This is a genomic window from Deferrivibrio sp. (genome assembly GCF_055117995.1).
This window is the reverse complement of record NZ_JBSQOT010000047.1, coordinates 1-10,676: the sequence shown is the minus strand read 5'-3', so window position 1 is coordinate 10,676 and position 10,676 is coordinate 1. Positions and strand designations below refer to the sequence as shown.

12 protein-coding genes and 1 tRNA gene are annotated in these 10,676 nt (G+C 34.8%); 7 read left to right on the top strand and 6 right to left on the bottom strand.

Going from position 1 to position 10,676, the window contains the following annotated elements; all coding sequences use genetic code 11:
• From ACTCAF_RS09790 to ACTCAF_RS09775, 4 genes are all read right to left on the bottom strand, one after another.
• A partial coding sequence (locus ACTCAF_RS09790; RefSeq protein WP_463063099.1) for a tetratricopeptide repeat protein occupies nt 1-431 on the bottom strand: 431 nt, incomplete at its 3' end.
• An 8-nt stretch (nt 432-439) separates the two neighbouring features.
• Complete coding sequence (locus ACTCAF_RS09785; RefSeq protein WP_463063097.1) at nt 440-1,198, bottom strand: outer membrane protein assembly factor BamD; 759 nt, start codon at nt 1,196-1,198, stop codon at nt 440-442.
• Between the two features lie 41 nt (nt 1,199-1,239).
• Nucleotides 1,240-2,538, bottom strand: coding sequence for a 30S ribosomal protein S12 methylthiotransferase RimO (gene rimO, locus ACTCAF_RS09780; protein WP_463063096.1), 1,299 nt, complete (start codon nt 2,536-2,538; stop codon nt 1,240-1,242).
• On the bottom strand, nt 2,535-3,455 hold the full coding sequence (locus tag ACTCAF_RS09775; RefSeq protein ID WP_463063095.1) for a bifunctional riboflavin kinase/FAD synthetase: 921 nt from the start codon (nt 3,453-3,455) through the stop codon (nt 2,535-2,537). The genes rimO and ACTCAF_RS09775 overlap by 4 nt, the downstream gene beginning before the upstream one ends.
• A gap of 64 nt (nt 3,456-3,519) precedes the next feature.
• On the opposite strand from ACTCAF_RS09775, the gene ACTCAF_RS09770 reads away from it, so the two are divergent.
• The 5 genes from ACTCAF_RS09770 (at nt 3,520) to ACTCAF_RS09750 (ending at nt 8,413) form a co-directional block, all read left to right on the top strand.
• The gene (locus tag ACTCAF_RS09770; RefSeq protein WP_463063094.1) at nt 3,520-4,074 is read left to right on the top strand and encodes an IMPACT family protein; all 555 of its coding nucleotides are present in this window, start codon (nt 3,520-3,522) and stop codon (nt 4,072-4,074) included.
• Entirely contained in the window at nt 4,071-4,547 is a 477-nt protein-coding gene (locus tag ACTCAF_RS09765; RefSeq protein WP_463063093.1) for an NYN domain-containing protein, read from the top strand. The genes ACTCAF_RS09770 and ACTCAF_RS09765 overlap by 4 nt, the downstream gene beginning before the upstream one ends.
• A 72-nt stretch (nt 4,548-4,619) precedes the next feature.
• Nucleotides 4,620-5,606 carry an ABC transporter substrate-binding protein gene (locus tag ACTCAF_RS09760; RefSeq protein WP_463063092.1) on the top strand — a complete coding sequence of 329 codons (987 nt, stop codon included), beginning with the start codon at nt 4,620-4,622 and terminating at the stop codon, nt 5,604-5,606.
• A 41-nt stretch (nt 5,607-5,647) separates the two neighbouring features.
• Nucleotides 5,648-6,730, top strand: a complete 1,083-nt coding sequence (locus ACTCAF_RS09755) for an ABC transporter ATP-binding protein (RefSeq protein WP_463063091.1) — start codon at nt 5,648-5,650, stop codon at nt 6,728-6,730.
• A 9-nt stretch (nt 6,731-6,739) separates the two neighbouring features.
• Complete coding sequence (locus ACTCAF_RS09750) at nt 6,740-8,413, top strand: ABC transporter permease (RefSeq protein ID WP_463063090.1); 1,674 nt, start codon at nt 6,740-6,742, stop codon at nt 8,411-8,413.
• Between the two features lie 42 nt (nt 8,414-8,455).
• Here ACTCAF_RS09750 and ACTCAF_RS09745 read toward each other — a convergent pair.
• A tRNA-Leu gene (locus tag ACTCAF_RS09745) sits at nt 8,456-8,541 on the bottom strand.
• A gap of 208 nt (nt 8,542-8,749) precedes the next feature.
• On the opposite strand from ACTCAF_RS09745, the gene ACTCAF_RS09740 reads away from it, so the two are divergent.
• Together ACTCAF_RS09740 and ACTCAF_RS09735 are read left to right on the top strand one after the other, a co-directional pair.
• Nucleotides 8,750-9,028 (top strand): LysO family transporter, encoded by a 279-nt coding sequence (locus ACTCAF_RS09740; protein ID WP_463063089.1) that lies wholly within the window; start codon nt 8,750-8,752, stop codon nt 9,026-9,028.
• Between the two features lie 5 nt (nt 9,029-9,033).
• Entirely contained in the window at nt 9,034-9,618 is a 585-nt protein-coding gene (locus ACTCAF_RS09735; RefSeq protein WP_463063088.1) for a LysO family transporter, read from the top strand.
• 284 nt (nt 9,619-9,902) lie between these two features.
• Here the strand turns inward: ACTCAF_RS09735 and ACTCAF_RS09730 are convergent.
• Nucleotides 9,903-10,676 (bottom strand): transposase (locus ACTCAF_RS09730; protein ID WP_463063087.1); only part of this gene is annotated, 774 nt, incomplete at its 5' end.

Sequence of the window (10,676 nt, the reverse complement as noted above, 5' to 3'; positions counted from 1 at the left end):
TTTTCGTATTCATCAATTGCATTTTTGTACATAAAAAGGCTCATGTAAGCATCAGCAGTTTCGCAATGCATATTTGATATCTTGCCGAGCGAATGTTTGTCAGCTATCCCTTCAAGATAGCTTACACTTTTCAGCTGGTTCATATATTTCATAGCCTCTTCATTTTCACCTATAAATTGCAATGATGTGGTAAGATTTATAAGCCCTTCTGTATATGAAGGGTTTATTTCAACTGCCTTTTTGAAAAACTCTATTGCTTTGAGATAATTGTCTTCAATAAAATATATATAGCCAAGTTTGCAGTAGACGTCAGCAAAATTTTTGTTTTTTTTAATAAATTTTTCAAACTTCTCTTTTGCTTCTAAATACTTACCGGCTTCAAAATCAAGTTTCCCTCTTTCAAGGAGGTAAAATATGTTGTTTTCTTTCATTGTATACCTTAATTGACTTTCAAATCTTCCTGCAATTTGCCAAGAAGACTGCTTACCTCGCTTAAGTATTTTTGACCGTTTTTGTTTTTAAGTGCTTCTGTTAGTATGTATATTGCTTCAGTTTTGTTATTTGTATATTCTACCATATATTTTGCAAAGTCGATAGCGGCTTTTGGGAAAATTTGAGTATCTCTAAAATTTTTTACAATATTGGTAAATCTCATTTCAGCTGCTTTGTATTTTTTGGTTCTTAGATAAAATTTTGCAACATAATATTCTCTTTCAGCCAACATTTCTCTGAGTTCTTTGATTTTTGCAGGGACATCTGCATTTTTTGCGTATTCAGGGTATTTTTCATTAAGTTTGGTAAAATTTTCAAGTGCCTTTTTTGTAGGCGTCTGGTCTCTGTCAATGGTATCAATCTGGCTGTAATAGCAAAGTGCAAGTCTGTGTAGCGCCTGTTTTGCATATTCGCTATCAGGATATATATCAAGGTATTCTTCGTATGAAGGTATGGCCTCTTCGTAATTTTTCAGGAAAAAGTATGAGTCGGCAAGAAATATCTGAGCCTGTGCTGCTATTTCCGGATTGTCAGCTTCTATAATGGATTTTTCAAATGCCTCTGCAGCCTTTTTATATTTCCCTTTTTCAAAATATGTCAGCCCCTCTTTTAGCCAGACATCTGCACTTTTGGTTTCCTCAGGCTTTTTTGAGCATCCGGTAAATAAAAATATGACCAGCAAAGCTGATAAAAGCATTTTTTTCATAGGTACCTCTGTTTTTGATTTTAAACGTTATCTTATAACAGTCATTTTACAATTTGACAATATATATCAGGATATACAATTCTTTTTATTTTACATTTGTATGGTCCTGCACCTTTATCTGCATGTCCGTCAATAAAAAATGCTTTGCCGTCAATTTCAGGTGCCTGAAACGCTGCTCTTCCTTCAAGGATAAATTCAAAATCATCATTTGACTTTTCCACATAGCATTCGATTAAACCTTTTTTTAAATTTTTTAGAGTTTGCATTGTATTTTTTTTCTGTGCCTTTTTTAACCTTGAGAGTCTGTTTCTTATTGCCTTTTTCGAAGGCATATCTTTCATATTTGCAGCCTTTGTGCCTTCTTCTTTGTAATAAGGGAAAAAACCTGCAAAGTCAGGTTTGTATTGCTCGATAAAATCCAGAAGTTTTAAGAAATCTTCTTCAGTCTCCCCCGGAAAGCCTACAATTGCGGTTGTTCTTATGATTGAAAAATCATTTTTGCTTCTGATGTATTCAAAAACTTCTTTTATTTTGTTTGAATCGGATTTTCTGTTCATAAGTTTTAATATTTTGTCACTGAAATGCTGGACAGGCACCTCAAAATAGTTCAAAATTTTTTCATTCTTGAAAACAAAATCTATAAAATCTTTATCGATACCATCAGGGTTTAGGTAGAGCAACCTTATTTTAAAGTCGCCGTTAATTCTGGAAATTGATTTTAGAAGTTCTTTTATTTTAGGTTTTCCGTAGATGTCAATTCCATATTTTGTTGTATCCTGAGAAATGATTATAAGTTCTTTTACATTATTTTTTACTAAATTTTCAGCTTCCCTTAAAATATCATCTGTATTTCTGCTGACAAGTCGCCCCCTGATAGAGGGGATGGTGCAGTAGGAACAATTGTTGTTGCAACCCTCAGATATTTTAAGATATGCATAATAAGGAGTATTAAGCAACATTCTGTTGCTACCATAAAATTCTCTTTTTGCTTTATGAGTGTTTTTATTTTCCAGATATTCTCTTACCTTGTATAGCGTACCAACTCCGGTAAAAAAATCAACTTCAGGAAATTCATTTGAAAATTCATTTTTGTATCTTTCCACCATGCAACCGGTCACAATAAGTTTTGCGTCAGCTCTTTTTTCCTTATTTACCATAAGGATATTTTCTATGGCCTCATTAACCGCCGGCTCAATAAAACCGCATGTATTGACAATCACCGCATCTGCATCACCGATATTGTCTGTAAATTCTATCCCGTCATTTTTCAAGTCCCCTGCCAGGTATTCCAAGTCTGTCTGATTCTTGGGACAACCAAGGCTGATAAGTGCTATTTTCATGGTATTTTGAAAAAATCCTTTGCTTTTCTTACATCTTCATCAATTTTTTTCTTTAATTCGTCGAATGTTTCAAATTTCATTTCTTCTCGCAGATATTTTAAAAAACATATATCTATCTTTTTCCCATAAATGTCGCTGTCAAAGTCAAGGATATATGTCTCGATTCTTAGTTCATTGCTGTCTTTAATAGTGGGCCTTATCCCGACATTTGTCAATGATGGATATTTCTTTTCGCCAACAACAGTTTTTGTGATATACACTCCATATTTTGGAATGATATAGTTGTCAAAAGAAATATTTGCTGTGGGGTATCCTATGAGCCTTCCCAGATTGTCTCCGTCGGTTACAATGCCTGACATTTCAAATTCTCTGCCAAGCATCTTGTTTGCAAGCTCGATGTCACCGTTTTTTATCAGTTTTCTGATATTGGTGCTGGAAACAGTGATGTTATCAATTTCTACTTTGTCGATTTTTATTGCATTAAAGCCAAGTTTTGATGAGAGCATCTTTAAAAGCTCAAAATCCCCCTGTCTTTTTTTGCCAAACCTGTAATCATATCCTACGACAACATATCTGGCGTTTAGCTTTTTTGATAAAATTTCGCGGGCGAAAAGCTCCGCTGACATATTGGCAAATTCATCAGTGAAATCAACGCTGATTAAGTGCTTTATGCCAAGGCTAAAAATAACTTCTGCCTTTTTTTCATCAGACATAATCAGTTCAATGTTTGCGCCAAAATGTTTCATTGGGTGGTTGTTAAATGTAAATAGCACCGGCTCAAAATTGTACTTTTTTGAAAGCTCGACTACTCTGGATATAATCTTCCTGTGTCCTATATGGCATCCGTCAAAATTTCCTATGGTAACTACAGTATCTTTTTGAATATCAAACTGTTCAAGATTTTTATAAACTTTCATCTTGCAGGAATATATTACAAAGAATATAACTTTACAACAGGAAAATAGAAAAAGAAGATTGGGTATGATAATTATTTCAGAAGAAGGATTTGCTGAGTTAGAAATTAAAAAATCAAAATTTATTTCTTATGCGGTACATATTGATGAATTTGAAAAAAAACTTGAAATACTTAAGAAAAATCACCCGAAAGCAAGACATATTGTATGGGCATATAAAAAAATAGATAGTAGCGGAAATGTTGAGTTAAAATCTACTGACGACGGTGAGCCTAAAGGTACAGCCGGAAAACCCACATTAAATGTTCTCGGATATAGCGATGTACAGGATGCAGCAATTCTCACCGTGAGATATTTTGGCGGAATATTGCTTGGCACAGGCGGGCTTGTGAAGGCTTATTCTGATGCGGCTAACCTTGCGCTTAAAAATTCAAAATTAGTTGATACTTATGAGATTTATGCTGAGACCATAGTTGTGCCATTTGAAAAGAGTCAAAATATATTTTATCTGATTGATAAATACAATATAAAGATAGTTGAGCAAAATTACGGCGAAAAAGGTATAATTATAAAGGTGATGGGGAATAAGAGATTTGTAGAGGATTTGAAAGGAAATTTATGAGATTGGTAATTGACGGGTATAATCTCCTTTTTAAAATTTTTCACAGGGAGCCTTTTGACGTATTGGAGGAAGAAAGACAATATCTTGCTGAATTGCTTTTTTCCTACAAGAAAATTAAAGGACATAAAATAGCAATTGTTTTTGATGGTCGTAAGTGTGAAAAGTTTAGTATAAAAGGGGTTACGGTGATATTTACAGACAGTGGCGTTAGTGCGGATAAATATATTATGGATATGGCTGGGAAGGACAGAGGGATTGTTGTAGTAACATCAGATAATGAAATTATAAATTATCTTTCAAAATTAAATGTGGTGGCAGTGAAATCGGAAGAGTTTGTTTCAAGACTTGAAGAGGCTTTTTATCAAAATCTCAAAGGGATTGAAGAGCTGGAATATAATGTAGATTACTCAGAAAATGGGAAAAAGTTAAAAAAGAAGCATAGGCAAAAAAACAGAGTAATAAAAAAATTATAAAATTGGCTAAAAAAGAGGTATAACTTTAAAAGCCTTTGGCAAAAGGGTAGTAAAACAATAGAAGGAGGATTTATGAAAAAGTTGTTGCTTGTGATGATTTTTTTTCTTTTTAGTTTTGCTGTGTATTCATTTGACGCTGATATGGCCAAAAAAGAAGGGCAGGTTAATCTGTATGCTAACATTACGGCAATTGAGCCATTGATGGAAAAATTTACGGCAGATACCGGGATTAAGGGTATTTACACAAGAATTTCCACATCCAAGTATCTGGCTACTGTCCTTACTGAGTATTCAGCAGGTAAACTTCAGGCTGATGTGGTCCAGGGACCTATGCCTATTTTGCAGATTTTAAAGGATAAAGGGGTATTGAAAAAATATGACAAATCTTATTTGAAAGATTATCCGGATTGGGCAAAATCTGATGATTACATTGCTGCTTTTGGTATTGAGTATGTTGCAATCATTTATAATAAAGAGCTTGTAAAAGGGGATGATATACCTAAAAAGTATGAAGATTTGACTGATCCGAAATGGAAAAATAAGATTGTAATGCCAGACCCTGCATCACATGCTACAACTATCTCATGGCTTGTTGGTTTGAAGGAAAACAATATTTTTGGAAGCAATGAAGCGTGGATGGATTTTCTTAAAAAGCTTGCAGCCAATAAGCCGATGTTTGTAAAATCTTTCAGCCCTACACCAGCACCAATCGAAAGTGGAGAAAAACTTCTTGGTATATCAATGCCCAAATATATAATTACCAAGGCTCCAGCACCTCTTGACTGGGCAAAAACTGACACACTCTTAGGCTCTCCAAGGGGGATAGCCCTTGTGGAAAAATCTTCTCGCCCTAATGCTGCTGAGCTCTTTTTCAAGTACTGGCTTTCAGCATCAAATATGCAGATGCTTGCTGACAAAGTAGGGGAATATGTCCTTGCAAAAGGTGTATTTCCGCCGATAAATGGAATTGAAAAGGCAAAAGTATTGCCAATCAGGGAATTATCAGATGAAGAGATAAAAAAATGGGGAGCCGAATTTAAAAAAATCTTTTATAATTAAAGTGTTGGGGGATACCCCCCCTATTTTTATAATGGTGGGTTATGATAAAAATCAGAGGTTTGCGTAAATATTATCATGCTGACGGGAAAGTAATAAAAGCACTTGATGATATAAATATTGAAATACCATCCAACAAGATTTTCACATTACTTGGGCCAAGTGGCTGTGGTAAGACTACATTATTAAGGTCAATTGTAGGCCTTGAGACACCTGATAGCGGAGAAATTGAGATTGATGGTGAGGTTGTTTTTTCTTCTGAAAAAAATATCTATGTCCCTACTGAAAAAAGGGGGCTTGGGATGGTTTTTCAAACTTATGCCATTTGGCCTCATATGACTATTTTTCAAAACATTTCATATCCTCTTGAAAATCTTAAACTCAAAAAGGATGAAATCAACAGAAGGGTAAAGGATGTTTTAAGGCTTGTGCAGCTGGAAGGTTTTGAAAACAGACCTGCGACAAAAATTTCAGGGGGTCAGCAACAAAGGGTTGCTCTCGCCAGGGCGCTCGTTGCAAAGCCTAAAGTGATTTTGTTTGATGAGCCGTTGAGCAATCTTGATGCAAAGTTAAGGGAAGAGACCAGAAGGGAGCTTAAAACTTTTCTGACCGAGCTTGGTATCACTGCGATTTATGTAACTCATGACAGGGTAGAGGCGCTTGCTCTGTCAGATGTTATTGCAGTTATGAAAAGTGGTAGAGTTATTGAAACAGGTGCACCCAAGGAGATATACTTTAGACCACGAAGCAGTTTTGTGGCTGATTTTATAGGCAAAGTAAATATTTTTAAGGGAAAATTTTCTCAAAAAGATGGGGAATTTACCGTTTTAAACACACTATTTGGAGATATAAAAGGGGTTGCATCAGGAGAATATTCTAATGATAAAGATGCGATGTTTTTTATAAGACCAGAATTTATAAAGCTTAAAAATGAACCTTTAAAAGATTTAAATTGTATAAAAGGCAGGTTAAAAAATCTTATCTTTATTGGTGAATATTATGAGGCCGAAGTGGATGTGAATGGCAATATTTTTTCAGTTACAATAAGCCCTGATGAAGAGTTGAGGGAAAATGATGAAGTGTTTGTGTGTTTTGAGCCAAAATATACAGTAATAATTGACGATTAGGAGATTTATTTGTTCAGGAGAAATTTGACATTAACTTTAATTATAATTGTTGGCTTTTTGACTATATGTCCTGTTTTTATGCTTTTATGGGGCAGCTTTTTGAAAGACCTTGGGACTTTTAGCGGGTTTACGTTTGAAAAATATATTTTGGCATATACTGATCCTGAATTTTTGGGGATTGTCAAAAATACCGTGTTGTTTGTGGTAGGCTCTGCCTTTTTTGCAACTGTCCTTGCTATATTTTTATCCTATATGAATACGAGGACAAATATACCATTTAAATTCTTATTCAAGGTGATTTCGATAATTCCGATGATGATTCCTCATATTCTTTTTGCTGTAAGCTGGGTATTACTTTTAAATCCGAGCAATGGGATTTTGAATACTCTCTTGATGAATATGTTTAATCTGAGTGACACTCCAATTAATATTTACAGTCTTTCAGGGATGATATTTGTGGAAGGGCTTTTGGATTTGCCGATAGCATATCTTATAATTGCACCTGCTATGAGTGCATTTGATATCTCTCTTGAAGAATCATCAAAGGTATGCGGGGCTTCAGATATAAAAACGTTTTTCCGTATAACACTCCCTGTTTTGAGACCGGCAATTATGGCATCTTTTATCCTTGTGGTTGTGAGAAGTCTTGCTTCATTTGCTGTGCCTTCTGTTATAGGTATGCCCGGGAGAATATACGTTCTTTCTACTCACATTTACAGGGTAATAGCATCAGGATTTTCGGCCGATTACGGTATGGCTGCTGCAATAGGGATGAGTGCCCTTGTTGCATCTGTTATTTTGATATACATATACAGATATCTGACTTCGGAAACGAGCAGATTCGTGACTATTTCGAGCAGGGGGTTTAAACCTTCGGTAGTAAATCTGAAATCAAGCAAATATCCTTTATTTTTCATAGTTGCGTTTATTTCATTTTTACTGATTATTGTGCCAGTAATTGTACTTATTTATACATCTCTTACTCCATACATAATGGCTCCGTCAATGAGGGCTGTTCCAATGATGAGCCTTAAAAATTGGATAGAGGTATTAAAAGACCCTATTTCATTGTTGTCCTTAAAAAATAGCTTATTCTTAGGGGTATTTGGCGCTACAATAGGGGTAATTTTATCAGTGTTTGTTTCATATGTAATCGTCAAGGTAAAGACCAAATCTGCTGGCTTACTTGAAAGCCTGAGTTTTTTGTCGTTTTCATTTCCAGGTATTGTAATTGGCGTTGGATTTATGTGGTTTTTTGTGAAAACTCCTCTTTATGGAACAATATGGGCACTTTTAATCGGATATATTGCCACATATCTTCCATATGGGATTAGACCTTTGAGCAGTGCATTTATTCAGATTCACGACAGTCTTGAAGAATCATCAAAGGTTTGCGGTGCATCATATTTTACAACATTAAAGAAAATTATTATACCGCTTTTGATTCCAGGGATAGTCTCTTCGTGGATTTTGATGTCTACAATGTTTTTCCGAGAATTAACGCTTTCTGTTGTGCTGTCAAGACCGGGCTCAGAGGTGCTGGCAGTACAGATATTGAGATTTTCTGAAGACGGACTGTGGGGCAGATTGTCGGCGCTCGGGATAATTATGATATTTTGTTCGTCACTGATTGTTGTCATTGTGTCTTTGATAGGCAAAAAATTGTCTAAAGCACATGTCTGAAAATGCGTCTATTTTTTAATTTTGTTATGATTTGAAAAGAAATGCCTGAGGGGGGACTCGAACCCCCACAGGATATTACTCCCACAGGATCCTTAGTCCTGCGTGTCTACCAGTTCCACCACCCAGGCAAACCTCATTTTTAAGAGAATGTTCTTATATGTAAATTAGCTATACTTGTCAAGAAAAAAACAGATTAATATGGAAAATTTTATTGGAAATTTTATTCCAAAACTAATCCTTTTCTCACAGAATGTTAAGTATCAGTAGCCCAAATTGTTTATGTTCTGTATTCTTTGTTCTTGTAATTTGTTTTATAATGAGTTAGTAAGAGAACTTATGGTTAATTATCTGATATTTCTGGCAGTGGGTGTGTTTTTTGGTATATTTTTTTCAAGTGCTAATGGCATTATAAAAGTAAAAAATATTTTTATGTCTTTAAGTGTCCTGTGTCTTCTTTTCTTTATGGGAGTGGGGATTGGCAAAGACCCAAACTTGAAGTTAAAGATTGCAAATTTTGGATTAAGTGCCTTTGTAATAGCTTCTTTTAGTATTTTGTTCAGCGTAATAGTTGTTTTTATAATGGTCAGAATTTTCAGGAGATTTTCAAAGCAATGATAATTATGATGATTTTATTTACAATATTGGGAGTAGTTGCAGCACAATTTGAAATTTTACCCCAAATTTTGGTGGAATATTCTGGAAATATAACTGAATATTCGCTTTACCTGCTTCTGCTTATTATTGGGTATGATATTGGCAAAGATAAAAATGCTGTATTGAGGCTTATTACAAAGGATAAATTTGCATTCCTTGTCCCTGTTGGTACGGTTGCAGGTACTTTGATTGGTGGGTATTTTGCATCATTTTTTATTACCTTAAATGCAAAAGATAGTCTGGCAGTTTCTGCCGGGTTTGGCTGGTATTCGCTTTCAGCTGTAATAATTTCCAAGATGAAAAGCGCTGACCTTGGAAGCATCGCATTTCTTGCAAATGTTTTTAGGGAAATGATGAGTATAGTGCTGATACCGGTGATAGCAAAAAGGGTAGGCCCATACGTATCCATAACCCCTGCAGGCGCAACTTCTATGGATACCACTCTGCCTATAATTGAAAAATATGCTGGTGAGAGTGCTGCAATTGTTGCCTTTGCACATGGTTTTATATTGAGTGCGTTGGTACCTGTAATTGTACCGATGTTTTTATAATTTTCATAATAAAAGGACAGGCATTTATTAGATTGGCATTCACTAATAAAAGGACAGGCATTTAGACATAATAAAAGGACAGGCATTTATTAGATTGGCATCTATTAGAGTAGGCATTTTTAAAAATTAACTTCTGAAAAATTTGAGAGAAGTAGACAAAAGTTGAATAAAAATTATTAAAATTAAAATTCAAAAAGATATAAATTAAATGGCCACGATAAACAAAAAAAACAGATAAAACGGTATAAGTATACCGAATGCTTTAATGTAAAATGGTCAGCAGGTTATGCTGCAAATATTTTTTTGGCGGCTTTAATCCCTTTCATCCCCTTGAGGTTTCTTGTTGTATAGAGGCGATGGATGATTTCGGGAGACCCTACAGCGTTGCCAAATTCTTTCAGTAGCTTATGAGAATACTCCGCAAAACCATCAGCGGATATACCAAGTCTTTCCAAAATTTTTGGTTTATTCTTATCAATACTGCCTCTTTTGTCTTCTCTTACAACTCTTCCAAGCCAATCAATAAGCTCTAAATATTCTTTAAAGCCAAAAGGAATAGTGTTTTTTTCTTTTTCTTGTGTATCAAATTTCATTAGTTTATGAGGTAACTTTGACTCTTTTTCACATTCTATACGCTCTTTTATGGAAGTGAAATCAGATGATTCAGGTAATTCGGCCATACCTGCACGAATAGGGTTTAAATCAACATAGGCAAGTGCAGACAATATTGCTTTTTCATCAAGCAATGCCTGACATTTGAATCTGCTTTCCCAGAAGTGACCTTTTGTGCCATCTTCTTTATTGGCACGCCGGGAAATGTATTCGTTTAACGACTTCATAAACCAGGAAATATCATATAATCTTTCTCTTATCTTGTGAATGTAATCTTCCGCAAGCTCTTTTTCGTAAGTAGGTAATTTACTGCAATCTTTAAGATAAGTATTTGCATAGTCAGGTAGTTTATATAGCTTTTTCCATCTATTTAAAACTTCTTCGTCAGATAATTCGTAGACTGCTTCTTGGTCAATTTTAAGGACAATATGATAATGATTACTCAT

Excerpts from the sequence above, each read along its gene's own strand:
- ACTCAF_RS09785 (WP_463063097.1), bottom strand. The coding sequence starts at position 1,198 with ATGAAAAAAATGCTTTTATCAGCTTTGCTGGTCATATTTTTATTTACC.
- rimO (WP_463063096.1), bottom strand. The coding sequence starts at position 2,538 with ATGAAAATAGCACTTATCAGCCTTGGTTGTCCCAAGAATCAGACAGAC.
- ACTCAF_RS09775 (WP_463063095.1), bottom strand. The coding sequence starts at position 3,455 with ATGAAAGTTTATAAAAATCTTGAACAGTTTGATATTCAAAAAGATACT.
- ACTCAF_RS09770 (WP_463063094.1), top strand. The coding sequence starts at position 3,520 with ATGATAATTATTTCAGAAGAAGGATTTGCTGAGTTAGAAATTAAAAAA.
- ACTCAF_RS09765 (WP_463063093.1), top strand. The coding sequence starts at position 4,071 with ATGAGATTGGTAATTGACGGGTATAATCTCCTTTTTAAAATTTTTCAC.
- ACTCAF_RS09760 (WP_463063092.1), top strand. The coding sequence starts at position 4,620 with ATGAAAAAGTTGTTGCTTGTGATGATTTTTTTTCTTTTTAGTTTTGCT.
- ACTCAF_RS09755 (WP_463063091.1), top strand. The coding sequence starts at position 5,648 with ATGATAAAAATCAGAGGTTTGCGTAAATATTATCATGCTGACGGGAAA.
- ACTCAF_RS09740 (WP_463063089.1), top strand. The coding sequence starts at position 8,750 with ATGGTTAATTATCTGATATTTCTGGCAGTGGGTGTGTTTTTTGGTATA.
- ACTCAF_RS09735 (WP_463063088.1), top strand. The coding sequence starts at position 9,034 with ATGATGATTTTATTTACAATATTGGGAGTAGTTGCAGCACAATTTGAA.